This window comes from Lysobacter sp. CA199, from assembly GCF_052078715.1.
Lineage (GTDB): Bacteria > Pseudomonadota > Gammaproteobacteria > Xanthomonadales > Xanthomonadaceae > Lysobacter.
This window is the reverse complement of the sequence record NZ_JBQJIL010000011.1, coordinates 83,498-107,823: the sequence shown is the minus strand read 5'-3', so window position 1 is coordinate 107,823 and position 24,326 is coordinate 83,498. Positions and strand designations below refer to the sequence as shown.

Genomic DNA, 24,326 nt, shown 5'->3' with positions numbered 1-24,326 from the left:
CATGAATTCGCCAGAGCGCCACGTCTTCGAGTGGCATCACTGTATCGAGCAGAACAAGGCTTTCGACCGAAGCCCGCTCTTACAAAAGCTTAAGGCAATGGGGCTGCACGATCTCGACAGTCCCCGCAATACGATTTATCTACCCGATGACAAAGTGCTAGCCGGCACGTTAGGAGTCAGCCCTCACACGGGAGGCCACTTCAAGGCGTACTCGGACGGCGTTCTATTTCAGCTAAACGAGATCTCCGCAACCAAGGATGGAAAGGCCTCGCTCAACGGCGATCGCGCCGCTGCGGAGCGCGTGGTTGAACGTGTGCATCACTTGCAGGACACACTCAAGGTCGCATTGGTAAACGGCGACGTCTATACGAACACGCCGGCCGGAATGACTTCCGCGCAGTCCAGACTGAAAACACAAGATTTTTTCGATGATGTCGAGGGATACGCCCGGTCCCACGCCACACAAATCAGCCAGGTCCACAAGCTGCCTATGCCTGAGTCGGAGTGGGCTGCGGTTGTCCACTCCGAGAAAAATGTTCTCGCGACAGTAAGGGCGGTAAATCAACCAAGCCTCAAACCTACGAAAGGCGAAGGCGTCGATGGTCACCTCACGCTGCGCGATGCGATCAATCAAGCTCATGGCGGAGGGCGATTGACGGTTTCGGAGTCCAGCGTCACCGAACTTCGCGCGACGTTTGCGCCCCACATCGAAGCTGACTTAGCCACCACGGAGCGCTCGACCGCGCGAGCCATAGGGCGCGGCGCGGCGATTAAGGCAGTTGTCGGCGCTGGCTTGGTCGCTGGGGTCGTTGAGGCCGCCGAGGCCGGCGAGCGAACTGCGAGGTCTCTTGCGCAAGATAATCCGCTCGCCGCGCAATCGCAGATGGCGCACTACGCTGGTCGGGGTGTCGGCGGTTTTGTTGGTGGCGCAGCTTCCGGCCTCGCCGTTGGCGGCTGGACTGGCGTCGGTGCACTCGGCTTTATCGCGGTCGGCGGGGTGTCTGGTAGCTACGTTGGCGAGAAGATCGCCAAACTGTGGGATGACCACAAAGTCTTTAATCAGACCGACCGTGAGCAGGTAGATTGGAGTTTCAACGGGCGGCAATGGGTCCGCGACCAACCGGCGAACCTAAACAGCGACAGCTTGAGTAAACCCGTTGAGCAGGAGTTTTCTGCATTGCCGGAAAAGGCCCGCGAATTGAGCTACAAGGCGAGCAATGCCGCGACCGCGTTAGCGCTGGGGAACGTGGAGCCGCCGCGCGATCCGTACACACTCCGCGCCGTGCGGAGCGATACGGCAAGCCTGCAAAGAGCCGATTGGGAACACAACCCCCAAACCGGCGAATGGAATCGAAACGTCGTCGTCGGCTTTGAACAGCGCGGCGTGCCTATGACTCACGCCGAATCCGCCACCCCGGAGCGCGCAGCCGAGCTAAATGCCGCGTCGGAGCAAATCATCCGCGACAACATCGCCAGCGGGCCGGCTCCGATTGCCGCACGCTACGAACTGGCCTATCGCGCCGCTGGCTGGCAATCGTTCGGCGAGAAGCTACCCGCCGTAGATGCGGCATTGAGCGCTGGCACCCTAACAGCGTCTGACGGCAAGCAATACCGCCACAACGAAAACGGTCAATGGCAGCGCGAAGGCGCACCGGGCACGATTGCACAAGGCAACTTGCAGCAAGAGCTAGACAACACGCGCAACGCATTGGAACCGCAGATTGCGCAGCATAAAGAACAAACGGCGACCATTCCGCAATGGCAACCGCCAACGCGAGAGGAACAAGACCGGGACAATCTGCTTACGACCTATAGGGCGTATGGCGTCCAGCCGGACCCGGAGCATTTTGCCGCCGCGATGGAAGCCGTGGAGCGAACACGCGACGCACAGGGCATCGACCGCGCAACATCGTCGCTGTCACTTGAGCGTAGTGCGCAAGGCAAGTACGACGTAAACAGCCCCATCAATCATCTGCGCACCGACAGCGCAGGCGTCGTCCGCGTGGCGGCGGTGACGAGTCCAGATGAAATAGCATTAGCGATGGTGGACTTACGAGCGCCACCCCCGCTCATACCGGACACGCCGGAATTGCGAATCGCCGCGCTATCACCGCAGCAACGCGAAGCACACGAACAAGCCTTGCGCGAAGCCAATCGGGAAGGTCTGTCGCACGATCAAGTGCAGCAGGTCGCACAACAGACAACCGTGCAGGCCGCTTCGCCCGATGCGCCTCGCGCGGAATCGATAGCGATCGACAGGCCGCCCGCTCGCACCGAAGCCCCTTCGGTCACCCTGTCGGATAGCGGCCCGGAACGTGAGCGTTCATTCACCCCCGCGCCTGCGGTAGTCGCCGCAGCGTCTGCGGTGGAAGTGGTACCCGAGCCAACACCGCCCAAACCGGAGCCGCCCACGCAAGCGGAAACGCCGCCCGTTGCGCAACCTCAAGCGGTGGCGCCCGAAGACGCGCCGCCGCTAACGCGATCACAACCGGCCGCCCCTGCACCGGATGCAGCAATCACGCCACCGAGCACCGCCGCGCCCCCGCAGGACGATACGCTGCGTCCAGGCAGCCAAGGGCAGGATGTGGAACTGTTGCAGTTCAAGCTGCAACGAGTCGGCTATCGCGGTCCAGACGGCGAGCCCTTGCCGCTAACGGGACAGTACGACGCCGCGACGGAACAAGCCGTGCGCCAGTTCCAGCGCGATCAAGGGATGACCGATACCGGCATGACCGACCCGACGACGCAACAAGCTTTGTCGGCGGCACAACATGCGCGTATCGAGTCATCCAAGGTCGGCGGCCCGGACGCGCCTGCATCGTCACAGGAGCCGGCCCGCAGCGCGCCCCGGCCCGACCCCGTGGCGACCGCGGAACCCGTCGCCGTTGTCGCTCCTGCGCCCTACGAGACGCATGCGCGGCCCGTACACGAACACCGACCGCCTACAGCAGCCAGCGACGACACGCCGCAGGTCGTACGGTCTCCCGACCGCACGGCACCGGACACGCCGCCCCACACTCCGACGCGAGAGACAGCCCCGACCGTCGAGGCGGAAAAGCGCAACCAATCCACAGTGACCGCGCAAACCCGCGAGCCGGCACCGCTCGCCGAAGCGGTCGCCTATGCACCGGGGCGCGCGGCACCGTCGCGCGCAGACGGTAGGGACGACGAGGACCAGACGCATGAGCCTTCGCGAACTGCGCCGAACCCTACGCCCGAGCCATCGTTCGATCTGTCGCAACTAAGTCCGAAAGATCAAGCGATGTTCGCCAAGATTCGCGGGAGTGCGCCGAATGTGTCCGATGAAACCGTCGCGCTCGCGATGGTTGAGGCCAAGCGCAACGGCATACCGGATGTTGACCGGCTTGGACAGGTTGGCGTTGCAGACGGCACGCTATGGCTCGGCAGTGTGACGCCGGGATATCGTGCGGGCGTTGAGGCGAACGGGCCGGCGCCGCCGATGCAAGACTCGTTGCGCGAGGCGCAGGCACTTACCCAGCATTACGAGCTGCAACAGGCCAAAGAACGAGAGCTGGCGCAGCAAGAGCAGAGCCAAAAGCAAACGGACGCGATGCGCCCGGAACTCTGAACACTTTCCCGCTCTTTTAGAGAACTACGCGCCCCGTCTCGTCCCTAGCGATGGGGCTAGGTAATGATAGAAAGGATTCACGAGAAAGTGCGCTAACGGCACCGGTATCGTGATTGCAAGCCAACGCTAAGCGGCCACGACGTTGAATCTGGTGGTGACAGCGAGGGGATTGGATATCAGGTAACACACCTCACATGGAGAAAAGTGAAAATGTGGCGAGCCTTACTATTTGCAACCGTGGCAGTCGGAATTGGCGCATCCAGCCCGACATACGCGCAAGTCAAGAACGTGGTGCCTGTAACTAAGCAGCAGCAGGCACAGAAAGATCAGCAAGAGCGCCTTCAAGCCGTCACGCGACGCGGCCGGCTGGCCAACTATCAGCAGTTGCTTGGAACGGGCAACGTGCGTGTTGCTTCATCCGCGAGTGCTTCCGACGCAGCATCGCGTGACACCGCAATCGATTTAGCAGCATTGGGCTTTACGGCTGCGGACGTTCAAACTTACAAGAAGCTCAACATCGATCTCTTTGATATCGCCCATAGGTTTTTTGGGGGAACAACATCGTCATCTGAAGCGATGTTGATGGCCGACACCATCGTGATCGCAACAGCCGGAGATGCGCAACAGGAGCGGAGTCGTATTGACGGGTTTCTCGCCGAAATCCCCTTCACGGTCGGGAAGACGTTGAAAGGATCGCGAGTGCCCGGCGATGTAGTTCGCATCCCTAGGAATTCTGGGCCTTTACCGAACGGAAATTATCAGAAGGATTTTACCGATATCGACTTCGTGCCGGGCAAGAAATATCTACTCGTTCTATCCAAGAACTGGTACGAACAGTTCGTTACTCTGACTAACAAGCAGTCCGAAAGCAGCTTCACCGCGCTGCCGCACGATGCGTATGAGATTGCTGACGATGGCCTATTGCTTCGTCGTTCTCACTCAATGCAGGTTGGCGTCAATCCGAAAGACATCAAATCTGTTGAGGCCGATCTAAAGAGTCTTTCCAAACGTAAGAACAAGGTCGGAGGGTTGCAATGAAAACCTTTACCCTACGTGCCTTGTTAACTACCGGAGCAATGATCTGTGCAGGGATGGCTCATGCTGCGCTTCCTACCGCTTTAGCAAAACATGGCCCAGCTTCCATCATCGTAGGCATGCACATTTCGATTCCTACGGACTGCGTCCAGCCCACCACGAACGCCATTAATACTTGGAACGCCGTGGGCGCAAATTTCATCCTGGTTCCGGACTTTTTTATTAGCACGCCTCGTATCGAAGATCAAACGGACGCATACGATAGAGCGAACGTGACTATTGACGACGGAATCCTGCAGGATGCGCGAGCCACAATGGGCACGAGGCTAAAATGGAATCTCACGACCAAAATCATTGACTACGCGGATATTCGGGTAGACAAGCGACGCCTCCGGAATCTCGATCCGACGCAGGTGCAGTTTTCTTGCTTAGAGCCCATTCCTCTCGAATCACTTGATTGGCAATCCGTAATACTCCACGAGTTTGGACATGTTGTCGGGTTTGATCACGATGCAACCGATAGAGCCTGTGCGATGTTCCCGGAGTTCGGGCCAGGGGATAGTCAGCGGACGTTATGCCAAGCCGAAAAGCAAGCCTACATTGACAATTACAAGGCCCTTCGAATCACAAGCATTCCGGATGTATCAGGGCCGCAGCAAGTGAACATTCCCGCCAAAATCTACTACGCCGGCACTCCCGTATTTCCGGTACAACGGAAGACGAAGAACATTCAGTGTGCGAGCGGATGGTCATGCAGTAGTTACGACGGAAGCTACCCCAACAGCGCCCCGTCTCCGCTGACGTTCAATTTCAAATGCACCCCCGGCGACCCGTTGCCTACAGCTGTATTTAAGTGGCGCACCACTTTGGTCGACGCCAATGGCGTCGTAACAAATGCGGTCGATCATACGAGCACATGCACTAGACCAGCCGGGTCGCTGAAGGAACGTCCGAGCGGCGAACCAAAGCGAATCAATCGAGTCATTATCACCGACTGACCCACGTTCCATAGTGCAATCTGATCAGCATCAACAGTCGCGCCATGCTCTTCGCATGGCGCGACACTCGCCGGCCAAGCGAACTACCCCGCCGTATCAAGCGAATACGGCAGGAAGCGCACCACCTCATCTCCTATCCACTCATTGATGCGCAGGAATCGGGTTTGCAGCGGCAGCAATTCGTTTCGTGCGAACACTCGGGCCGCCTTCTCCACGTCACCAAAGCCGCCCGTATTGTTCGGCACGATCCCCAACAACTGCGGCGGCACCCGATGCGCGGCGAGCACGTCATCCCGTGTCGCGCCCTTGATCCCTAGAAACTCATCCTTCGCCGCGACTTCGCTAATCGGGATGACCTGCACGCCGTCTTTCTTTCCGTTCGGCGAGTACAGGAACAGATTGCGGAAGTTGCCGACGCCCTTCGCATCGCGCAGCGCATTGCGCATTGCATCAATGTCAGCCTGATCCTGCGCCGCATCGTTGACGTACATGATGAAACCGGCATGGCTGCCGTTGAGGTAATACTTGCGCCGGAACAACGTCGCCGACTCATTCAACAGCGCCGATTGCAACGCGCTCATGTACTGCGGAACGCCGTAAATCTCTTGATTGATATCCGGCTCCATGACGTGAAAAACGCTGTCGGTCGCGAATTCATGTTCGTCTTCCCAACCGCGAACGAAGAAGTATTGACCATCATCCACTCCGCGCCGAACGAACTTCGCCAGTGCATGTTTCAGCGCCAACGGCTTGCGGCTCCGCGCGTCCCGCCGCTCAAGGTATCCATTGCCGAGGGCAATCGTGTCTAGCGCCAGCTTTTCGAACTGATCGCCACTGAGCAAGCGATGCGGCACGAACGTGGACACCAAAATATTGCACTTCGTATACATCGCGGATGCATGATGCGGGCTCGACCGAAACGCCCGCGCTAGACCATCCAACGACACCGGGGGTTCGTACCACTTGCCAGCGCGCACGCATTCCAGATGCTCCAGCAAGCCGCGCTTGTCCAGCACGGGCACCGGCTCGCCGAAGCTGAAGGCTTGCGCCTTGGCTTTCGTATGGGTCGCCGCTTCCGCAGGCGCAACAGAACTCATCAAATTATCTCCACAATGGAACGATGGCGGGCGGTCATGCCCTCTAAGGGCTCGTTGTCCAACGCGTGCATCACGGCCCAAGCCAAATCGGCATGGCCTATGTCATCGCTGCGGCTGGCTTCGTAAGTGGCTTGTCGGCCGGTCGCGGTCAGAGCCTTGCGGATCGACATAAACGCCTGCGCGATATCGGTCCACGCCGCATCGAACTCCAAACGCCCGCTGGCGATCACGTCCTTTGCTTTCAACACCATTCGGGTTTTGGTTTCCACCGAATACGTGATGTTGCGAACGCTCGGGAAGAAGTCGCGCACCAACGGAAAGACGCCCGCACCGACGCCGGTTGCGTCCACGCCGATATAGGTCACGTTGTATTGCTGCGTGATTTTCCGGATGCGCTCGGCTTGGGTCTTGAAGTCCATTCCGCGCCATTGGTGCTTTTCCAACAGACGGAACTTCCCGCCCGGCACCAGCGGCGGCGCGACCACGACCAGCCCGGCACTGTCGCCGGTCAAGGCGGGGTCATAGCCGACCCACACCTCACGATGGCCGAGCGGTCGCAGCGCAAACGGCTTGAAGTCATCCCACACGCTCCACGAATCGACAAAACACCGCTGCATCTCCGCAAGCGGGAATACCGATAGCGTGTCGTCCACGAACTCGCACATAAGCAAGTTCGCCCATTCGTCCGGGCTGTACTCCAAGCGCAGTTGATCGAGGTCGAACAGGTTGCAGCCCTGGCGTAGCGCGTCCTCAATGGTGACGATCTGGCGCCACTGACCATCCGCGCACATGCGACCGTCGCGCAGGGCTTCGTGCGACACATCAACCTTGACCCGATCCTCTTTCCTGCGTCCCTTGTTGAACGCCGAACCCGTCCAGAACGCATAGGCTTGATGCGTGACGCTCGACGGCGTAGAGAAGTAGGTTTGCCGCCAGTGCTTGTGCAACGCCATGCCGGCCGCGACCTTGCGCAATTCTTCGAACTGATGGGTCCAAAAATATTCGTCAAAGTACAGATTGCCGTGATAGCTCTGCGCCGTCCGCACATTGGTGCCGAGGAAGTACAGCGTCGCGCCGTTCGGCAAGATGATCGGATCGCCGGTCAGGTCCACATCGACGGACTGCGCGAACTGCGCAATGTACTGTTTGAACACGTGCGCCTGCGCCTTGCTAGCCGACAGGAAGATTTGATTCCGGCCGGTTTCCAGCGCGTCGACCAATGCCTCACGCGCGAAATAGAACGTCGCACCGATCTGGCGCGATTTCAGAATGTTGCGGATGCGCTCGCCGAATGCGTTCTTGCGCCAGTACCGTTGATAGCCGAATAGCTGATCGTCAAACGACGAAATCAGTTTTGCTTGCTGTTCCTCGCTGAACGCGTTGCGCACTGGCTTACGCTTTGGCTTTGCGTTGCGGTTCGCGATGTTCGGATTCAAGTCACCTTCGTGGCCGCCCGGCTCGCTGTAGCGGCGCACCCGCGCCGTGCGTTCGATCTGGCGACATAACAGGTCGATTTCTTTGTAATCGGCGCCGGTCTTCGGGTCTTTGTGGACGAGCTGCACCACCCGCGCTTCAATCGAGGATTCCAAGCGCTCAATCGGCGATGCGTCATCCCATTTGTCACGCTGTTTCCAGCTTTCGACCGTGGTTCGCGCAAGCGCGTAGAACTTCGCGATATCGGTAATGCGCCAGCCCTGCCAGTACAGAGCGCGGGCACTGCGGCGGTGATCGATGTTGGGCGCAGGCGTGAATGAAAGCATGCACGCAAGCTAGTTCGCGCGCGCACGAAGCTTGCAACGTTACGCCGCGTGTATGCGCTTTACACGCGTGTGTTGCGTTGCTGCGAGCCATTGCCGGCATCGACCATAACCCCATCGAAACAACATTCGTCCGGGGTTCTCTGGTGGCAAAGCAAGTCAAGTTCTACCGCGTCGCTGTCGAGGGCAACACGTGCGACCGACGTGTAATCGAACGTTCGTGGCTGCTCGACGCGGCCGCCACCTACAACCGCGAGACCTATGCCGCGCGTGTGTGGATGGAACACATTCGCTCGGTCAGTCCCGAATCCCCCTTCGGTGCGTATGGCGACGTGCTGGCGCTCAAAACCGAAATGGTCGAGATCAACGGCGAACGCAAACTCGCGCTGTTCGCCCAGATTCAGCCCACGACTTCGTTGGTCGCGCTCAACAAGAAGAAACAGAAGCTCTATTCGTCTATCGAGATCGAGCCCGATTTCGCCAGCACCGGCCGCGCCTATCTCACGGGACTAGCCGTCACCGACAGCCCCGCGAGCCTGGGGACTGAAATGCTGACCTTCGCCGCCACCAACCCCGGCGGCCATCCCTACGCCTCGCGCAAGTTCAGCGCCAACTCTGTGTTTACCGTCGCCGAACCCATCGAGTTTTCATTCGATGACGAGGCCGAAGAACCCGCAACGCCGGGCGAAACGCTGTTCAACAAAGTCCGCTCGCTGCTCGGCATCAAGAGCCGCACCGACGATGCCCGGTTCGCCGACGTGCATAGCGCGGTTGAACAAATCGCCAAGGTGGCCGGCGATACGTCAACCGCCATCGGCGAGCGCAACCGCGAGGCGCAGGCAATCCGCGAAGAATTCGACCGCTATCGCTCGGACACCGAACGCGAACTCAAAGCGTTTCGGGAACTGCTCGACGTGACGCCCAACGGCGAGCCGAACCGGCCGACCGCGACCGGTGCCGACGCCGACGCCTTCACCGACTGCTAATCCGCCTCGCGCTGCCCTCCCCTTTTTCGAGTCCTATCGAATGCTCAAGAACACCCGCAAGAAGTTCAACGATTACACCGCCCAAGTCGCGACCGTCAACGATGCGGAGAGCGCCACCGAACAATTCGCGGTCGCGCCGAGCGTCCAACAGACGATGGAAAACCGGATGCAAGAAAGTTCGGTCTTCCTTCAGGCCGTGAACATTCAGCCGGTCGATGAGATCAAGGGCGAAAAGCTCGGGCTCGGCATCGGCGAGCCGGTCGCCAGCACGACCAATACCGATGAGAAGGACCGCGAGACCGCCGACCCGACCGGCATCGACGTCACCGGCTACGAATGCACCAAGACCAACAGCGATACCCACATTAAGTATTCCAAGCTGGACGCCTGGGCGAAGTTCAAGGACTTCCAAGCCCGCGTGCGCAATAGCTTGCTCCAGCGGCAGGCGTTGGACCGCATGATTATCGGCTTCAATGGCGTTGATCGCGTCGCGAACTCGGATCGTATTAAGAACCCGCTCTTGCAGGACGTGAACAAGGGCTGGTTGCAGAAGTACCGCGAAAACGCTTCCGCTCGCGTGTTGAACAAGGGCAAGGCGGGCGGCGCGATCCTGATCGGCGGCGACAACGCCGATTACGGCAACCTTGACGCATTGGTGTTCGATGCCGTCAACAACCTCATCGCGCCGTGGTGGCAGGAAGACGCGGGGCTGGTCGCGATCTGCGGCCGTCGCCTGCTGGCCGACAAGTATTTTCCGCTGCTCAACCAGAACGTACCGACCGAGAAGCTGGCCGCTGACATGATCGTGAGTCAGAAGCGCATCGGCGACCACGGCGCGGTGCGAGTGCCCTACTTCCCGGCGAATTCGATCTTCATCACCCGCTTGGACAATCTGTCGATCTACTGGCAGGAAGGTTCACGCCGCCGAACCATCACCGACAACGCTAAGCGTGACCGTATCGAGAACTACGAATCGTCCAACGATGCGTATGTGGTCGAGGACTACGCGGCCGGTTGCCTGATCGAGAACATACAGATTGTCCCGGCGAAGTAAGCGATGACACTCGCACGTCATCATTTCGAACGGGTGTCCGCCGCCGAGGCTTCGGCGGCGGCCGATCCGGGCGAGCCGATCAACGCTAACGCTTACGAACTCATGTTGATGAAGCTCGCCGAGGATCGGCGGCGCCTCAAGCTGGTGCAGTCGATCGAACGAAAAATTGAAGTCAAACGCAAGCTGTTGCCCGAGTATGCGGCGTGGGTCGATGGCGTGCTGAGTAGCGGGCGCGGCGGTCAAGACGCGGTGTTGATGTTCGTCATGGTGTGGCACATCGACGCCGGCAACTACGCCGACGCGCTGCGCATCGCCGACTATGCGTTGCGCTTCGATCTGGCGATGCCCGACGCATACCAACGCACGCCCGCGACCTTGATCGCCGAGCAAATCGCCGTAGCTGCGTTCATTGCGCAGGACACCGGCGAACCGTTCTCGCTCGGCGTGCTGTCGCACACCGAGGAACTGACCCGCGATAAGGACATGCCCGACGAAGTGCGCGCCAAGCTGCAAAAGGCGCTTGGGGTCGCGTACATGGCGAAGGCCGGCGAGGCGCCCTATTCCGGTGCCCCGCGTGGCTGGGCGGAAATTGCCCGCGACCATCTGCGCCGCGCCTTGCAGTTGCACGACCGCGTAGGCGTCAAAAAGGAACTCGAACGTCTCGACCGCGCTTTGAACAAGAGCGTCCCCGCTTTGCGCCAAGCCGAAGACGGCGGGCCGGAATCCGCACCCGCGTAATCCGCCCGCCGTCTCGGCTCTCTCCTGGCTCTACCGAGTCGCCCACCCGCGCGCACGGCGGCGGGGCGAGCGTGCGGACCTCTCTCCCCAATCGCTCGCCCCCCACCGCCGTTTTACTTGGACACCGCATGAGCGCTTTTATCGCCGTCGCACCGGACACCACCGCACCCGAACGCGACACCCTGACCAACGAAGAATGGTTTCCCGACTTGTCGCTGTCGAACCTGCGCGAGATCGGCCGCATTGATGGCACCGTGACCGGCGAACGCCTGCGCGAACTGGCGCTCTACGCTGCCATGTCGATTAATGCGCGCCTGCGCGAGTTTCGCGCCGGCAACGAGGGCGCCGGCTATCCCTCGCTCGCTGCGGTGCCATCTAGACGCATTAACGGCGAATCGGGTCTGTTGGTGCTGTACCGCCGCGCCGTCGCGTGCCTGCTCAAAGCGGACGTGATGGAACGCTATCCCGACTTCGACAGCACCGGCAGCGGCGAGCGTCGCACCGAGGACGCACACGACCACGCGGGCAACTGGCGCCGCAACGCGTCGTGGGCTGTGAGCGATATCACGGGCGCGACGCGTTCGGTCGTGGAACTCATCTGATGCGCGTCTACGCCGCGCAGGGCGAAACCCTGGATGCGCTGTGCTGGCGCGTCCTGGGACGCACGGCGGGCGTTGTAGAGGCCGCGCTCATCGCCAATCCCGGCCTAGCCGACCTGGGGCCGATCCTGCCGCACGGCACGGCCGTGGATCTGTTGCCGCCCGTCGCCACCGCGCCGGCCCACCAAACCCTCATCCAACTTTGGGACTGATCGACCGCATGACGCCACCGACCGAACCCCTGTTGTCCATTCCCGCACTGACCGGCACGGCCGCCGCGTCCTCATCGCTGGGCGTGATCGCCTGGACTTCGCCGCTCGCCCACGTCGGCGTGCCGGCTGCGGTGCTGTGCATGGCGTTTACCGGCGTGGCCTGCGGCTTGCTCGCCAGCCGTCCCGGAGGCACCCGTAAACGGCTGTACGGCCTGGCACTCGCCTATGCCGCCGTATCGGCCTGCATTGCCATCGTTGTGCCGACGTTCCCCGGCCTGGACTTCCTGCAATCCGTCGCGCCCGCGCTCGCGCTGCTGATCGCGTTTTTTTCGCAATCCCTGATCCCGGTCATTGGCGAGGCATTGGCCGAGCGGTTGAAACGCGTTATCGGAGGCAAGCGGGAATGATCCTGTTCGATTGGCTGTGCGCCCTGGTCGCTCTGTTGACCGCCCTGGCGATGCTCAAGGACACCCCGACCGGCGCCGATCTGCGCGACGAACTGCGAATGATCTTCGCCCAGAACCTCGCCGCCTACGGCGCGGGCGGTTGGCGCTCGATCGATCGCGCCGACCTGGGCGCGGTCCTTCGCTTCGCCCTGCGCCTGCTCGCCCTGGTCGCGGTCGTGTCCTGCGCGGGCGCCGCGGTCATGTGGCCGCCGTGGCTGGCGATTGCCTTTCCGTCTGAGCGCGTACTGCGCTGCGCCCTGTGCATCTTCCTGGCGCTGCAAGCGCCGTGCCCGTGGTGGCGCTACATCGCCCACGGCCACCCCCGCGCGTCCCGTCTGTCGATTCGGAGCCCCCGCCGTCATGTTCACTGAAACCCAATTGGCCGCCGCCGTTCAATGCCCGCCCGCCCGCGCCGTGCGCTGGTTGTCGCCGCTGCTGCGCGCCATGCACCGCCAAGGCATCACCACGCCGCGCCGGGCCGCGCACTTCCTGGCCCAGCTCGGGCATGAAAGCGCCGGCCTGTCGCGTCTGGAAGAAAACTTGAATTACTCGGCCTCGCGCTTGCTGGAAGTCTTCGAAGACCATTTCAGCCCGACCACGGCCGCACAGTACGCCGGCCAGCCCGAGCGCATCGGCAATCGCGTGTATGCGTCGAGCAACGGCAACGGCAACGAGTCCAGCGGCGACGGCTACCGTTTCCGGGGCCGTAGCCCGGTGCATCTGACCGGGCGCGCAAATTACCGCTGGATCGGCGACCTGCTCGGCCTGCCGCTGGAAGCGCAACCCGACCTTGCAACGGGCGTGGAAGTCGGCGCCGACATTGCGGCGGCGTACTGGCGCGGTCGCGGGCTCAATGCCCTGGCCGATGAAAACGACACGCTGGGCGTGAGCCGCAAACTCAACCTGGGCCGCACCGACACGCGCCGCCTGCCGAACGGCTGGGTAGACCGCGCGGCGCGCACCAAACGCGCCCTGGCCGCGTTCGGGCTGGCCGCATGAGCCGAGCGCTCGCCCTGCTGCTGATCCTAGTCGCCCTGGTCGGCGGCTTCGTCCTGATCGAGACCGGTCGCCGCCATACGGCCGAGGAACGCGCCAGCCGGGCCGACGACGCCCGCCGCGAGGCCGAGGCCGCCCGCGATCTGGCGTTGGCGTCAGAGCGCGTTGTGGTGCGTTACGTGGACCGCGTGCAAGTCGTGCGCGCCAACGCCCAAATCATCACCAAGGAAATCCCGATCTATGTCACTCCGAATGCCGACGCTGCTTGCACTGTGCCTGTTGGGTTTGTGCGCCTGCATGACGCCGCCGCAGCGAACGAACCCGCCGGCCCTAGCCCCGGAAATCCTGATGCGCCCGCCGCTGGCGTTGCGCTCTCTGACGTTGCCGGCGCCGTCGCCGACAACTACGCTGCCTGTCACGCCAACGCCGAACAAGTGATCGGCTTGCAAGACTACGTGCGCGAACTGCTACGCCTGCGCGATCCATGAACAAACCGGCCAGTCTGCGCGCTCATCTTGCGAAAGCGATTCCCGAACTGCAACGCAATCCCGAAAGCCTGCTGGTGTTCGTAGAGGAAGGCAGCCTAATCAGCACCGCGCAACCAAACGAATCGTTCGAACTACGCTATCGGCTGTCGCTGGTGCTGGTGGATTTCGTGGGCGATGCCAATCGCTTGTTTCTGGCGGTCCTGCGCTGGGCGGCATTGCATCAAAACGAATTGCTCGCCAATCCCGACCGGCGCGGCGATATCGCGTTTGAGGTGGACGTGATCGACCACGAACGGGCCGACGTGGAAATTCGGCTCCCGCTAACCGAGCGCATTGGCGTAACCGTTCTGCAGGACGGCGAAGACCGCATTACGCCCTGGCCCGAGCCGAAGTTCGACGCTGAGTCGTGGACGAACTTCGGCATGGTCCCGTGAGCGATCTAGAGCAATTGGAAACGTGGGCGGCGCCGTTGATTGCGGCGCTGTCCCCGTCTGCGCGCCGAACGCTGCTGCAAGCGATGGCCGTCGATCTGCGGCGGTCGCAACAGCGCCGTATCGCCCAACAGTGCAACCCGGACGGCAGCGCCTACGCGCCGCGCAAGCCGCAGCGCGAGGACCGCGTCGGCCGCATCCGACGCGGCGTTATGTTCCGTCGTATTCGACAGGCCCGGCATTTGCGCGCGACCAGCGACGCGGACGGCTTGCGCGTCGGCTATGCCGGTCGCGTGGCGAGGATCGCCCGCGTACATCAAGACGGTGGCACGGACGGCGCCACGCGCGGCGGCCCCCTAATCCGATACGCCCGCCGGCAACTGCTGGGATTTAGCGGGGCCGAACGTGGGCGGATTCGCGACCTGCTGCTTACGCATCTAACAACTGCTCTCTAGGGCCACAAACGGACACTCCCAGCAGGACGCCGCACAACAAAATATTAAGCGATGATATATTTGATTCTACGCGCTGTTGAATTCAGGGAGAGAAAACATGGTGGCTGTATTTCTTGACGGATTGTCGCTGGAAAATTTTCGCGCAATCGGCGAACGAAAGTTCATTGGCCCGTTCCAACAAATGAACTTCTTCATCGGGCCAAATAATTCTGGCAAGTCCACCGTCCTTCAATTCATCGCCAACTATCTTCACGGAAGCGACCGAAATGACACTTGGAAAAGAAAGTTCACGCCGGATGATGTCCGGATCGGGAAGAGCGATGCCGCAGTGCGCTTTGCGTTTGGCGTCTCGAGCAAGGATTTCGTAACCCACACTCTTAGCCTGACACGCAATAATTACAAGGATGAGGTAGAAAAACTCCATGCCTCATTAGTAAAAAATAACGATTTATTGTGGCTTGAGCCGGACCAACAAGGGAGGATGCCAAAATTCCTCTATGACCCGAGTGACCTGGACGTTTTGAGCGCGGATCAATGGCAGAACTTATGGCAAGTCGTTACAGGTGGCAGAGGGGGCAACATGCCCAACTGGACTATTGGCGTCTTCCAGCAGATCATTCAATCAATTGTTCAGTCCTATCCTAAAGTTCAGCTCATACCAGCGATTCGAGAGGTGTCCGAAAAAGGTTTGGAGTTCAAGGATTACAGTGGGAAGGGACTTATAGACAAGCTTGCGGAACTTCAGAACCCTCCTCACAACGAACGACATCTTCGGCAACAGTTCGATAGCATTAATGGTTTTCTGAGCGCGGTTACCGAGTCTGCAGACGCCACTATCGAAATTCCGCATGATCGACGCTATGTTCTCGTGCATATGGACGGAAAAATCCTTCCATTATCGTCCCTAGGGACCGGCATTCATGAAGTCATCATGATTGCTTCATTCTGCACGATGTTAGAGCGTCAAATTGTATGTATAGAAGAACCCGAAATTCACTTGCATCCACTTCTTCAGCGCAAGCTAGTCCGCTATCTTAAACATAACACTAGCAATCAATATTTTATTGCAACACACTCAGCGAGCGTTATTGACTCAGTTCCAGCTTCGATCTTTAGCGTCGAGAATTTGCATGGCGATGCGAGCATCAAGTTAAGCGTCACACCTGGCGAAAGACATGAAATATGCAAATCCCTGGGTTACAGGGCTTCAGACTTGCTTCAATCGAATGCTGTTGTTTGGGTGGAAGGCCCATCGGATCGAATCTATATCAACCACTGGCTGAAGGCGATTGATTCCAGCCTGATCGAGGGCGTTGACTATTCAATCATGTTCTATGGCGGACGATTGCTGGCACATCTTTCGGCAAACGATCCAGAGATCGATGATTTCATTTCACTGCGTAAACTTAACCGAAATGTTGCAGTGGTGATGGACAGTGACAAGACGAGCGCGCATGCCCGGCTCAACGCCACGAAAGAGCGAGTAGCGAAAGAGCTAGGCAATTCATTTGCATGGATTACATCCGGGCGTGAAATTGAAAACTATGTACCCGCCACAATCATGCAAAGGGCATTGGCGACCCAGCATCCTAAATTTGATCGCCCAGTAGGAATTGGTCGGTTTGACCACCGGCTGCACTTCGTTGAGATAAAGACGGGCGATACAGTCACGAAGGTGGATAAGGTCAAGATTGCCAAGAGGATCGTAGACGAAGCCGCGGATCTGACTGAACTAGATCTCAGCAAGCGAATTGCCGATCTAGCGAAATTTATCCGTAATGCAGGCCATGCAACTTAGGTACTGCAAATTGTGAGCTGAGAAGTCTCGTCAGTATTGGATGGAGGCTGGCGAGAATCTCGCGATTGAAATCTCCACCCGCTACTTAGCCCGACGTCGATAGCCCCAGCGGGGAAGCTTCGCCAGTCCCTCTAGAACAGCACACAGCCCTTCATCGTCTTCCGCAGCGAGCGCATCCGGCTTTTTGCCGCCGATGAGTACATCAGCGCGGCACGCTTCGCGGTTCTTCCCCGCCGCAAGGTCTAACGCTCGCAGGTAAGTCCGATAACGCGAGTTATGGACATGGCGCAAATGCCACTGCATGAATTCGCCTGCCGAAATTCGACCCTCGCCCTTCGCCGCGTACTCGGGATTACCGGGCACGTACTCGCTCGAATCCAGCGCGGAACCCGCAGCGGTCAACAAATAAGCCGTATCCAGTGCAAGCGCGCCGCGCTGCTCGGGCGTTCGCTGAACGCCGCGCTCGCTCAGCTCACGCGCGCGCCTTATGCACTGCTCGGCAAGCTCGATCAAATCATGGTCGAGGTAGGGATTTCTCGGCGCGTTGCGCATGGTGGCACCCTCAAGACTCGACGCCCGCCCGTCGTACCCGGTGAGACGGTAAATCCCGCATACACAAAGGCACTTCGTAGGGCCAGCGGCATGCGCGCGCGAATCTGATCCGAGTTTCTACCGGGTCCGCCATGTCCACTTTTACCGCCGTCGATCTGTCGCGTCTGCCGCCGCCCGCGCTGGTGGAACCGCTGGATTACGAAACGATCCTGGCGAAGCGCATCGCGAAATTCCGCGAACTGTTTCCGGGCTTCGACGCGCTCACCGAATCCGATCCGTCGATCATCCATTTGCAGGAAAGCGCTTATCGCGAATTGGTGTTCCGCCAGCGCGTCAACGACGCCGCGAAAGGCGGAATGCTCGCCTATGCAACAGGGACCGATCTTGACCACATCGGCGCACGCGACAACATCACGCGTTACATGCTCGATCCCGGCGACCCATCGCGCGGCATCCCGCCCACCTTCGAAAGCGATGCGGACTTTCGCCGCCGCATTCAGCTGGCGCCGGAAGGTTTCTCGGTCGCCGGCCCGGAAGGCGCCTACATCTTCCATACGCTCAGCGCGGACCCGGACGTATTGGACGCAAGCGCCACCAGCCCGGCGCCCGGCGAGGTATTGGTGACCGTCCTGGCGCGTCGCGGCGATGGCACCGCTTCGCCCGCCCTGGTGAGCGCGGTTGAACGCGTATTGACCGATGACCGCATTCGACCGTTGACCGATTACGTAAAGGTGCAGTCGGCCCGCATCGTGCCGTTCGAAGTGCGGGCCACGGTCTACACCTACGCCGGCCCAGATTCGTCGTTGGTCATTGACGAATCCGTCAAACGGCTGCGGCGCTACATCGAAGAGTCGCACCGACTTGGCCGCGACGTTCCGCGCTCGGGCCTGTTCTCTGTCCTGCACTCCGAAGGCGTGCAGCGCGTCGAACTGCACACGCCTGCGACCGATATCGTGATCGATCGGACCCAAGCCACGAATTGCACCGCCGTGGATATCGCCGTGGGCGGCGTCGATGAATAGCCTGCTACCGCCGAACGCGACCGCGTTGCAATGCGCCCTGGAAGCGACCAACGCGGCGTTAGCAGAGGTTCCGATTCCGCTGCGCAAGATACGCGACCCTGACCGGTGCCCGCTCGCATTTCTGCCCTGGCTGGCCTGGGATCGGTCTATCGATTCTTGGAAGCCGTATTGGTCCGAACACGTGAAGCGCGCCCGTGTTCGCACCGCGACAGAGATTCAGCGCCGCAAGGGCACGGCGCAGAGCGTGCGCGACGTAGTATCCGCATTCGGCGGCGCGGTGGTGTTGCGCGAGTGGTGGCAGATGGAGCCCAAGGGGCCGCCGCACACCTTCGACGTGCAATTGACCGTCTCCGGCGAAGCCGGACAGGTCGCCACCAAAGAGTTTGTTGCGGACGTGATCGCGGAAATCGCGCGAACGAAACCCGTGCGGTCGCACTTCACTTTCACTCAAGGCGCCTACGCGGTGGGCGGCGTTGGCATCGCCGCTGCGGCCCGCGTCGCCGTGCATCGCCGCTTGCAGTTCCAAGCCATCGAACCCAAGGACAACGTAACCCCGTGAGCGGACTTTTCATCACTGTCACCAACGCCGGCTATCGCGCGTTGGTCAATCGCACGAACACCGGCACCAATCCGGTTACCGTGACGCATATCGGACTGAGCGCGGCGACTTTCACCAGCACCGAGGACCTAACCGCGCTTCCTGGCGAGTTCATGCGCCTGACCAGCTTCGGCGGTGTCGCAGTCGCCAAGGACACGTTGCACCTGTCCATCCGCGACGACGGGCCGGGCCAGTACGCTTACCGCGCCTTCGGCCTGTACCTGGGCGACGGCACGCTGTTTGCGATCTACAGTCAACCCGACGTGCTCCTAGACAAGAGCGCGGCTGCGTCCATGCTGTTGACCGCCGACGTGCGCTTTCAAAAGATCGACGCGACGACGCTGGTGTTTGGTGACACCTATTGGTTGAACCCGCCCGCGACCGAGACCGTGCAAGGTGTCGTAGAGATCGCCGACCGTGCCGAGGCCATCGCCGGCAGCGACCACACACGCGCCCTAACGCCGTTCGGCGGCAAAGCATTGGTAGATGCGCGTCTGGGCGAGAACGCCCCGACCGCGTTCGTAAAAACGCTGCTGGCGGCGGCAACCGCGGTGGCCCTGCGCGGATCGCTGGGCCTGGGTTCCGCGTCGGTGCGTAACGAGGGCCACGGCAATAACTTGGACGCCGACAAGCTCGACGGCGAACACGGCGCGTTCTACCGCGATTTCGGCAATCTGACCAACGTCCCGAGTGACTTCACCCCGAAGACGCATCGCCATGCCTGGGCCGAGTTGGACGGCGTGCCCGATACCGCGCGGCGCTGGCCGACATACGACGAAGTCACCGGCAAACCCGACGCCTATAAGCCGTTGACACACACGCACGCCATCGCCGACGTAAACGGCCTGCAACCCGCGCTGGACAACCGCGCCAACAAGACCCACCAGCACGACGGCGCGGATATCTCCGGACGCCTTGGAAGCATTGGCAAATCTATCGGCGATTGGAACACCGCGACGGAGAACGGCTGGTACATGGCATCCGGCGCGGCGAACGCGCCTATCGCGGGTGATTGGTTTATCGGCGAGGTCGTTCAGCACAACAGCGATTGGCAGACACAAACCGTGTGGACGTTCGCGTCCAACTTCCGCAACATCTGGCGGCGACAAAGGTCCAGTGGCACGTGGACGGCATGGGAGCGATGCCACTTGCATGAAAGCACCTTGGACGGACGCTACGCGGTGCGCCGATCCGACGTGAGCTTTCGTGACGTCACCGCAGACCGTGGTGACGGAACCGGTGTGATCTTCCTCAACACCAGCTTGAACCGCTATCTGTTTTGGGACGGGACCAACTACAGCTTTAACGAGGCGCCGGTTTCCATGCCGGGCGGTCTGAACACGGGCTCATCGCGTCACCTGAAAACCGACTTGCAGGCCATGCCCTACGGCCTGGCCGAAATCGAGCGTATCCGGGTCAAGGTCGGCCAGTACAAAAACGACTTCCAAAGCGATGGCCGGCGCCGTTGCTTCGTGATCGCCGAACAGTTGGCGCCGATCATCCCCGAGGCGGTGCGTAAAGAGTCGGTACTGTTCCGGGGCAAGCGGTACGCCGCCGTCGAATACATCCAATTGATTCCCGTTCTGATTCGTGCGGTGCAACAGGTATCCGCGTTGATCCGTCAACTGACGCGGCGGGTCGACCGCGTACACCAACGCCTCGCGAAGCTGGAACGGGATTCGTAAGCGTGGCGACACTCATCAAACATCAAGGCGTCTTGTTCGAAGACCTGTTCGACCCGGACATCATCGGCGACGGCCCTATCGCCCCCGGATGCTTCCACAACGGCCAACCGCTGCGGTTCGCGCACATTCAATATGGCGCTAAGCGTGCAGACGTGAACTTTCGGATCAATGGCGTGGACGCGTCGCGGCTTTGAGCCGCGAAAGGCACGGCGTCCTATGTCAGCAGCGGCGGGGTTCCCGGCAAGGTCATGGGGTCGGACGTGGGCTATCCATCCGCCAAAGCCTCTGCAAGCGTCACCTACCACAACAACGGCACGGCAGCATGGGAAGGAACCGCGCACGGCGGCGGTAGCGGCACCTGGGCGCGATCCAATCCCGCCGATTACGACATTCTGTTTACGGAGCAATCCGGCGGCACCACGGCCGGCTATTTGGCCGGCACCTTCAATCAATGGCTCGCGCTCAGTTCCAGTTGGACGATATCAACCAGCGCATCGGCTTCGAACGGTCGGCAGCAAACCGTATCGAAGTTCGTCCGCGTGCAGATTCGGCGTCGCGCCGATGGCCGCATCTGGGTCGATTACGTCGTGCAACTGTGGTGTACGGTCGCGGCGGATGGTTGATAGACCGCGCAATACGTTGCCGCTGATCGCAGCGAAATAGAGAACCCGAAGCGCGCACGTGTAACGCCGTTACACGTGCGCGTTGTCGTGCGCGCGATTAGCCCGGCGCCGATCCTGGGTGCATGCAAACCAACGCCGACATTCTGCGCAAGCTCGCGAACATCGTTCGCGTCGGCACCATTGCTGAAGTCGATTACGCGGCGCAGACCGCCCGCGTGTCATCGGGCGATCTGACGACCGATTTCCTGCCGTGGTGCGCGGGGCGCGCGGGCAAGCGCTCCAATTGGTCCCCGCGCAGCGTCGGCGAACAAGTCATCCTCGTTTGTCCGCAGGGCGAGACGACGCGCGCTTTCATTCTCGGCGCGCTCTACAGCAAGGCGAACCCGCCGCCCGATACCGGCGAGAACCGCCACGTAAGCCGCTACGGCGACGGCGCGGTTATCAGCTACGACGAAGACTCGCACGCCTTGCACGCGACCTTGCCGAGGGGTGGCACCGCCACGCTATCGGCTGATGGCGGCATCACGCTTAACGGCCCCGTCACCATCAACGGCGCGACCACGATCAACGGCAATGCGTCGATCAAGGGCAAGGCCGAAGCGACCGTGGACGTGATCGGCGGCGGCGTAAGCCTTGTGACCCATCCGCACAAACTCGTCATGCCCGGCACCGGCCTGTCGGGGCCGCCCGGATGATCGGCACCGACCGCCACACAGGCAAGCGGATCGACGGAGAGGCGCATTTGCGCCAGTCCATCACCGACATTCTGACCACGCCCATCGGCTCGCGCGTCATGCGCCGTGATTACGGCTCGCTGCTGTTCGAACTGATCGACCAGCCCATGAACGAAGCCACCCGCGTGCGCCTGTTCGGCGCGACCGCAACGGCGCTGCAACGGTTTGAGCCGCGCTTTCGATTGACCCGCGTCGGCCTGTCGCCGGGCGACAGGCCGGGCTCGGCTCGCCTGGAACTTCAGGGACAGCGGATCGACGGCGCCGGCCGCCGCGTGCCCGCCTCTCTTTCGCTCCCTCTGCCCATTCGTCTGTAACCCACCCCGGAGTTTTCCTTTGGCCGACTATCACCACGGCGTTCGCATTACCGAAGTAAAGGATGGTGCGCGCTCCGTTCGCACCGTCTCCACGTCCGTCATTGGCATGGTTTGCACGTCCAACGACGCCGACGCGTCCGCGTTTCCGCTCAACCGTCCCGTGCTCTTGACCGACGTTCGCAAGGCCATTGCCAAGGCCGGCGTTAACGGCACCTTGCGCCCGGCACTGCAAGCCATCGCCGACCAATGCAGTCCCCTGGTCGTCGTCGTGCGCGTGCCGACCGGCACGGATGATGCGACCACGACCAGCAACGTCATCGGCGGCACCGAGACCGGCAGCTATACCGGCTTGTCCGCACTGCTTGCGGCGCAAGTGCAACTCGGCGTGCGTCCGCGCATTCTCGGCGCGCCCGGCGTGGATACCCAGCCGGTCGCGGTGGCGTTGGCGACCATCGCGCAGAAGCTGCGCGGCATGGCCTACGTGAGCGCGGGCACCAGCGCGACCAAAGAAGATGCGGTGTTGTACCGTAAATCGTTCGCGCAGCGCGAAGTGATGATTGTGTGGCCTGACTTTGTCGCGTTCGACACGGTCACCAGCACCGCAAAGCCTGCGTATGCGGTCGCCCGCGCGCTCGGCCTGCGTGCCCGCATCGACCAAGAACAGGGCTGGCACAAAACCCTGTCGAACGTCGCCGTTAACGGCGTCACCGGCCTGTCGCGTGACGTGCATTGGGACTTGCAAGACCCGAACACGGACGCCGGCTACCTCAACGCGGGCGACGTGACGACGCTCATCAACAACAAAGGTCCGCGATTCTGGGGCTCACGCACGTGCAGCGATGATCCGCGATTCGCGTTTGAGTCGGCGGTTCGCACCAGCCAAGTCATCGCCGACACCTTCGCCGAACATTGCTTCCCCGACGTTGATAGCCCGCTCACGCCGCAGCGCGTCAAAGACATCATCGAATCGCTGAACGCTCAGTTCCGAGCGTGGAAAAACGGCGGCTACATTCTCGGCGGCAAATGCTGGTTCGATCCCGACGCGAACCCGAAGGAATCCATCGCCGCAGGCCGCTTGCGCCTTGCCTACGACTACACGCCCGTGCCACCGATGGAAGACCTGACGTTGGCCGCAACGATCACCGACGAATACATCAACGACTTCGCCAGTCGTTTGAGCGCCTAACCCCTTTTCGCCTTGGAGACCACATGGCACTTCCCGCCAAACTGAAAAATTTCGGCGCTTTCATCGACGGTCAAAGCTATCTGGGTGTGGTCAACGAACTGACCCCGCCGCCGCTCAATCGAAAGATGGAGCCCTATCGCGGCGGCGGCATGAACGGCGAGGTCGAAATCGATCTCGGCCCCGATGGCCCGATGATCTTCGAATGGAAGTGCGGCGGCTTCGTTCGCGACGCGTTGCGCCAGTACGGCGCGACCCGTCACGACGCGGTGCCGCTGCGCATTGCCGGCGCCTACCAGCGCGACGACACGTCGGAAATTATGGCGGTCGAGTTCGTCTTGCGTGGTCGGCACAAGGAAATCACGTTCGGCACCGTCAAGGCCGGCGACGACACCGAAACCACGTTCAAGACCACGTGCAGCTATTACAAGATCATCGTTAACGGCGTGACCGATATCGAAATCGATTTCATGAACATGATCGAGATCGTCGGCGGCGTGGATCGCCTCGCGCAGCAGCGCGCCGCCATCGGCTACTAACCCCGGGCCCGGCGCAACGCCGGGCGTTGCTTCTCTCTACTGCAAGGAATTCCCATGTCCAAGACCACCCCGGCCGAGATTCAGGCCGCGCAAGCCGATCCTGTCACCAGCGTGGATATCACGCTCGAACAGCCGTTCAAGCGCGGCGACACCCTCGTATCCACTGTGACCGTTCGCCGCCCCGTCTCGGGCGAACTGCGCGGCCTGTCCATGCTCGACCTCATGCGCATGGAAATCGACGCCGTTCATAAGGTGCTGCCGCGCATCACGCAGCCGATGTTGAACAGCTTCGAAGTCGCAAAGCTCGATCCGGCCGACACCGCGCAATTCGGTTTGGCGATTGGCGATTTTTTCGTGACGAAAGCGCAGCGGTCGGGCTCCCTGCCTGCGTAGATGA

Annotated in this window: 28 protein-coding genes; 25 read left to right on the top strand and 3 right to left on the bottom strand. The window is 61.0% G+C overall.

Features of this window, described 5'->3' with window-relative positions:
* Nucleotide 1 precedes the first annotated feature (1 nt).
* The 3 genes from ACTOWJ_RS20380 (at nt 2) to ACTOWJ_RS20370 (ending at nt 5,622) form a co-directional block, all read left to right on the top strand.
* On the top strand, nt 2-3,589 hold the full coding sequence (locus ACTOWJ_RS20380; RefSeq protein ID WP_441336448.1) for a peptidoglycan-binding protein: 3,588 nt from the start codon (nt 2-4) through the stop codon (nt 3,587-3,589).
* Nucleotides 3,590-3,793: 204 nt separating this feature from the next.
* Entirely contained in the window at nt 3,794-4,627 is an 834-nt protein-coding gene (locus ACTOWJ_RS20375; protein WP_441336447.1) for a hypothetical protein, read from the top strand.
* Nucleotides 4,624-5,622, top strand: coding sequence for a hypothetical protein (locus tag ACTOWJ_RS20370; protein ID WP_441336446.1), 999 nt, complete (start codon nt 4,624-4,626; stop codon nt 5,620-5,622). Before ACTOWJ_RS20375 ends, ACTOWJ_RS20370 begins: the two co-directional genes overlap by 4 nt.
* 83 nt (nt 5,623-5,705) lie before the next feature.
* On the opposite strand, the gene ACTOWJ_RS20365 is transcribed toward ACTOWJ_RS20370, so the two are convergent.
* Together ACTOWJ_RS20365 and ACTOWJ_RS20360 are read right to left on the bottom strand one after the other, a co-directional pair.
* Nucleotides 5,706-6,719 carry a phage portal protein gene (locus ACTOWJ_RS20365; protein WP_441336445.1) on the bottom strand — a complete coding sequence of 338 codons (1,014 nt, stop codon included), beginning with the start codon at nt 6,717-6,719 and terminating at the stop codon, nt 5,706-5,708.
* Nucleotides 6,719-8,479 (bottom strand): terminase ATPase subunit family protein, encoded by a 1,761-nt coding sequence (locus ACTOWJ_RS20360; RefSeq protein WP_441336444.1) that lies wholly within the window; start codon nt 8,477-8,479, stop codon nt 6,719-6,721. Before ACTOWJ_RS20360 ends, ACTOWJ_RS20365 begins: the two co-directional genes overlap by 1 nt.
* Between ACTOWJ_RS20360 and ACTOWJ_RS20355 the strand changes: the two genes are divergently transcribed.
* From ACTOWJ_RS20355 to ACTOWJ_RS20300, 12 genes are all read left to right on the top strand, one after another.
* Complete coding sequence (locus tag ACTOWJ_RS20355; protein ID WP_441336443.1) at nt 8,470-9,462, top strand: GPO family capsid scaffolding protein; 993 nt, start codon at nt 8,470-8,472, stop codon at nt 9,460-9,462. The two genes, ACTOWJ_RS20360 and ACTOWJ_RS20355, sit on opposite strands and share 10 nt — an antisense overlap.
* A 40-nt stretch (nt 9,463-9,502) precedes the next feature.
* A complete protein-coding gene (locus tag ACTOWJ_RS20350) occupies nt 9,503-10,516 on the top strand; it encodes a phage major capsid protein, P2 family (protein WP_441336594.1) in 1,014 nt (337 codons plus the stop codon).
* Nucleotides 10,517-10,519: 3 nt separating this feature from the next.
* Entirely contained in the window at nt 10,520-11,254 is a 735-nt protein-coding gene (gene gpM / locus ACTOWJ_RS20345; protein ID WP_441336442.1) for a phage terminase small subunit, read from the top strand.
* A 128-nt stretch (nt 11,255-11,382) separates the two neighbouring features.
* Nucleotides 11,383-11,856, top strand: coding sequence for a head completion/stabilization protein (locus ACTOWJ_RS20340; protein WP_441336441.1), 474 nt, complete (start codon nt 11,383-11,385; stop codon nt 11,854-11,856).
* Nucleotides 11,856-12,065 (top strand): tail protein X, encoded by a 210-nt coding sequence (locus tag ACTOWJ_RS20335; RefSeq protein ID WP_386815806.1) that lies wholly within the window; start codon nt 11,856-11,858, stop codon nt 12,063-12,065. The genes ACTOWJ_RS20340 and ACTOWJ_RS20335 overlap by 1 nt, the downstream gene beginning before the upstream one ends.
* 8 nt (nt 12,066-12,073) lie before the next feature.
* Nucleotides 12,074-12,472: a hypothetical protein gene (locus tag ACTOWJ_RS20330; protein ID WP_441336440.1), complete on the top strand. Its 399-nt coding sequence runs from the start codon at nt 12,074-12,076 to the stop codon at nt 12,470-12,472.
* On the top strand, nt 12,469-12,882 hold the full coding sequence (locus ACTOWJ_RS20325; RefSeq protein WP_441336439.1) for a hypothetical protein: 414 nt from the start codon (nt 12,469-12,471) through the stop codon (nt 12,880-12,882). Before ACTOWJ_RS20330 ends, ACTOWJ_RS20325 begins: the two co-directional genes overlap by 4 nt.
* A complete protein-coding gene (locus ACTOWJ_RS20320; protein ID WP_441336438.1) occupies nt 12,872-13,510 on the top strand; it encodes a glycoside hydrolase family 19 protein in 639 nt (212 codons plus the stop codon). Before ACTOWJ_RS20325 ends, ACTOWJ_RS20320 begins: the two co-directional genes overlap by 11 nt.
* Complete coding sequence (locus tag ACTOWJ_RS20315; protein WP_441336437.1) at nt 13,507-13,995, top strand: hypothetical protein; 489 nt, start codon at nt 13,507-13,509, stop codon at nt 13,993-13,995. The genes ACTOWJ_RS20320 and ACTOWJ_RS20315 overlap by 4 nt, the downstream gene beginning before the upstream one ends.
* Complete coding sequence (locus tag ACTOWJ_RS20310; RefSeq protein ID WP_441336436.1) at nt 13,992-14,429, top strand: phage tail protein; 438 nt, start codon at nt 13,992-13,994, stop codon at nt 14,427-14,429. The genes ACTOWJ_RS20315 and ACTOWJ_RS20310 overlap by 4 nt, the downstream gene beginning before the upstream one ends.
* Nucleotides 14,426-14,881 (top strand): phage virion morphogenesis protein, encoded by a 456-nt coding sequence (locus ACTOWJ_RS20305; RefSeq protein WP_441336435.1) that lies wholly within the window; start codon nt 14,426-14,428, stop codon nt 14,879-14,881. Before ACTOWJ_RS20310 ends, ACTOWJ_RS20305 begins: the two co-directional genes overlap by 4 nt.
* Nucleotides 14,882-14,978: 97 nt before the next feature.
* On the top strand, nt 14,979-16,679 hold the full coding sequence (locus ACTOWJ_RS20300; RefSeq protein ID WP_441336434.1) for an ATP-dependent nuclease: 1,701 nt from the start codon (nt 14,979-14,981) through the stop codon (nt 16,677-16,679).
* 81 nt (nt 16,680-16,760) lie between these two features.
* Here ACTOWJ_RS20300 and ACTOWJ_RS20295 read toward each other — a convergent pair whose 3' ends face one another.
* Nucleotides 16,761-17,231, bottom strand: a complete 471-nt coding sequence (locus ACTOWJ_RS20295; protein WP_441336433.1) for a hypothetical protein — start codon at nt 17,229-17,231, stop codon at nt 16,761-16,763.
* A 131-nt stretch (nt 17,232-17,362) separates the two neighbouring features.
* On the opposite strand from ACTOWJ_RS20295, the gene ACTOWJ_RS20290 reads away from it, so the two are divergent.
* The 10 genes from ACTOWJ_RS20290 to ACTOWJ_RS20245 all read left to right on the top strand — a co-directional run bounded on the left by ACTOWJ_RS20290 (nt 17,363) and on the right by ACTOWJ_RS20245 (nt 24,322).
* Nucleotides 17,363-18,253, top strand: a complete 891-nt coding sequence (locus ACTOWJ_RS20290; protein ID WP_441336432.1) for a baseplate assembly protein — start codon at nt 17,363-17,365, stop codon at nt 18,251-18,253.
* Nucleotides 18,246-18,812, top strand: coding sequence for a phage tail protein I (locus ACTOWJ_RS20285; RefSeq protein ID WP_441336431.1), 567 nt, complete (start codon nt 18,246-18,248; stop codon nt 18,810-18,812). Before ACTOWJ_RS20290 ends, ACTOWJ_RS20285 begins: the two co-directional genes overlap by 8 nt.
* Nucleotides 18,809-20,536 (top strand): tail fiber domain-containing protein, encoded by a 1,728-nt coding sequence (locus ACTOWJ_RS20280; RefSeq protein ID WP_441336430.1) that lies wholly within the window; start codon nt 18,809-18,811, stop codon nt 20,534-20,536. The genes ACTOWJ_RS20285 and ACTOWJ_RS20280 overlap by 4 nt, the downstream gene beginning before the upstream one ends.
* A 2-nt stretch (nt 20,537-20,538) precedes the next feature.
* Nucleotides 20,539-20,730: a hypothetical protein gene (locus ACTOWJ_RS20275; RefSeq protein ID WP_441336429.1), complete on the top strand. Its 192-nt coding sequence runs from the start codon at nt 20,539-20,541 to the stop codon at nt 20,728-20,730.
* 66 nt (nt 20,731-20,796) lie between these two features.
* On the top strand, nt 20,797-21,159 hold the full coding sequence (locus tag ACTOWJ_RS20270) for a hypothetical protein (protein WP_441336428.1): 363 nt from the start codon (nt 20,797-20,799) through the stop codon (nt 21,157-21,159).
* Nucleotides 21,160-21,281: 122 nt separating this feature from the next.
* Entirely contained in the window at nt 21,282-21,854 is a 573-nt protein-coding gene (locus tag ACTOWJ_RS20265) for a phage baseplate assembly protein V (RefSeq protein ID WP_441336427.1), read from the top strand.
* Nucleotides 21,851-22,207 (top strand): GPW/gp25 family protein, encoded by a 357-nt coding sequence (locus ACTOWJ_RS20260; RefSeq protein ID WP_441336426.1) that lies wholly within the window; start codon nt 21,851-21,853, stop codon nt 22,205-22,207. Before ACTOWJ_RS20265 ends, ACTOWJ_RS20260 begins: the two co-directional genes overlap by 4 nt.
* A gap of 19 nt (nt 22,208-22,226) precedes the next feature.
* Nucleotides 22,227-23,393, top strand: a complete 1,167-nt coding sequence (locus tag ACTOWJ_RS20255; RefSeq protein WP_441336425.1) for a phage tail sheath protein — start codon at nt 22,227-22,229, stop codon at nt 23,391-23,393.
* Between the two features lie 23 nt (nt 23,394-23,416).
* Nucleotides 23,417-23,929 carry a phage major tail tube protein gene (locus ACTOWJ_RS20250; RefSeq protein WP_441336424.1) on the top strand — a complete coding sequence of 171 codons (513 nt, stop codon included), beginning with the start codon at nt 23,417-23,419 and terminating at the stop codon, nt 23,927-23,929.
* A gap of 54 nt (nt 23,930-23,983) precedes the next feature.
* Nucleotides 23,984-24,322 carry a phage tail assembly protein gene (locus ACTOWJ_RS20245; protein WP_441336423.1) on the top strand — a complete coding sequence of 113 codons (339 nt, stop codon included), beginning with the start codon at nt 23,984-23,986 and terminating at the stop codon, nt 24,320-24,322.
* Nucleotides 24,323-24,326 lie beyond the last annotated feature (4 nt).

What these genes read in the sequence shown, in the direction of transcription:
- ACTOWJ_RS20380 (WP_441336448.1), top strand. Translation starts at nt 2, where the DNA reads ATGAATTCGCCAGAGCGCCACGTCTTCGAGTGGCATCACTGTATCGAG.
- ACTOWJ_RS20315 (WP_441336437.1), top strand. Translation starts at nt 13,507, where the DNA reads ATGAGCCGAGCGCTCGCCCTGCTGCTGATCCTAGTCGCCCTGGTCGGC.
- ACTOWJ_RS20355 (WP_441336443.1), top strand. Translation starts at nt 8,470, where the DNA reads ATGAAAGCATGCACGCAAGCTAGTTCGCGCGCGCACGAAGCTTGCAAC.
- ACTOWJ_RS20295 (WP_441336433.1), bottom strand. Translation starts at nt 17,231, where the DNA reads ATGCGCAACGCGCCGAGAAATCCCTACCTCGACCATGATTTGATCGAG.
- ACTOWJ_RS20290 (WP_441336432.1), top strand. Translation starts at nt 17,363, where the DNA reads ATGTCCACTTTTACCGCCGTCGATCTGTCGCGTCTGCCGCCGCCCGCG.
- ACTOWJ_RS20300 (WP_441336434.1), top strand. Translation starts at nt 14,979, where the DNA reads ATGGTGGCTGTATTTCTTGACGGATTGTCGCTGGAAAATTTTCGCGCA.
- ACTOWJ_RS20245 (WP_441336423.1), top strand. Translation starts at nt 23,984, where the DNA reads ATGTCCAAGACCACCCCGGCCGAGATTCAGGCCGCGCAAGCCGATCCT.
- ACTOWJ_RS20360 (WP_441336444.1), bottom strand. Translation starts at nt 8,479, where the DNA reads ATGCTTTCATTCACGCCTGCGCCCAACATCGATCACCGCCGCAGTGCC.
- ACTOWJ_RS20250 (WP_441336424.1), top strand. Translation starts at nt 23,417, where the DNA reads ATGGCACTTCCCGCCAAACTGAAAAATTTCGGCGCTTTCATCGACGGT.
- ACTOWJ_RS20285 (WP_441336431.1), top strand. Translation starts at nt 18,246, where the DNA reads ATGAATAGCCTGCTACCGCCGAACGCGACCGCGTTGCAATGCGCCCTG.
- ACTOWJ_RS20330 (WP_441336440.1), top strand. Translation starts at nt 12,074, where the DNA reads ATGACGCCACCGACCGAACCCCTGTTGTCCATTCCCGCACTGACCGGC.
- ACTOWJ_RS20325 (WP_441336439.1), top strand. Translation starts at nt 12,469, where the DNA reads ATGATCCTGTTCGATTGGCTGTGCGCCCTGGTCGCTCTGTTGACCGCC.
- ACTOWJ_RS20365 (WP_441336445.1), bottom strand. Translation starts at nt 6,719, where the DNA reads ATGAGTTCTGTTGCGCCTGCGGAAGCGGCGACCCATACGAAAGCCAAG.
- ACTOWJ_RS20320 (WP_441336438.1), top strand. Translation starts at nt 12,872, where the DNA reads ATGTTCACTGAAACCCAATTGGCCGCCGCCGTTCAATGCCCGCCCGCC.
- ACTOWJ_RS20310 (WP_441336436.1), top strand. Translation starts at nt 13,992, where the DNA reads ATGAACAAACCGGCCAGTCTGCGCGCTCATCTTGCGAAAGCGATTCCC.
- ACTOWJ_RS20370 (WP_441336446.1), top strand. Translation starts at nt 4,624, where the DNA reads ATGAAAACCTTTACCCTACGTGCCTTGTTAACTACCGGAGCAATGATC.
- ACTOWJ_RS20335 (WP_386815806.1), top strand. Translation starts at nt 11,856, where the DNA reads ATGCGCGTCTACGCCGCGCAGGGCGAAACCCTGGATGCGCTGTGCTGG.
- ACTOWJ_RS20340 (WP_441336441.1), top strand. Translation starts at nt 11,383, where the DNA reads ATGAGCGCTTTTATCGCCGTCGCACCGGACACCACCGCACCCGAACGC.
- ACTOWJ_RS20350 (WP_441336594.1), top strand. Translation starts at nt 9,503, where the DNA reads ATGCTCAAGAACACCCGCAAGAAGTTCAACGATTACACCGCCCAAGTC.
- gpM (WP_441336442.1), top strand. Translation starts at nt 10,520, where the DNA reads ATGACACTCGCACGTCATCATTTCGAACGGGTGTCCGCCGCCGAGGCT.
- ACTOWJ_RS20260 (WP_441336426.1), top strand. Translation starts at nt 21,851, where the DNA reads ATGATCGGCACCGACCGCCACACAGGCAAGCGGATCGACGGAGAGGCG.
- ACTOWJ_RS20265 (WP_441336427.1), top strand. Translation starts at nt 21,282, where the DNA reads ATGCAAACCAACGCCGACATTCTGCGCAAGCTCGCGAACATCGTTCGC.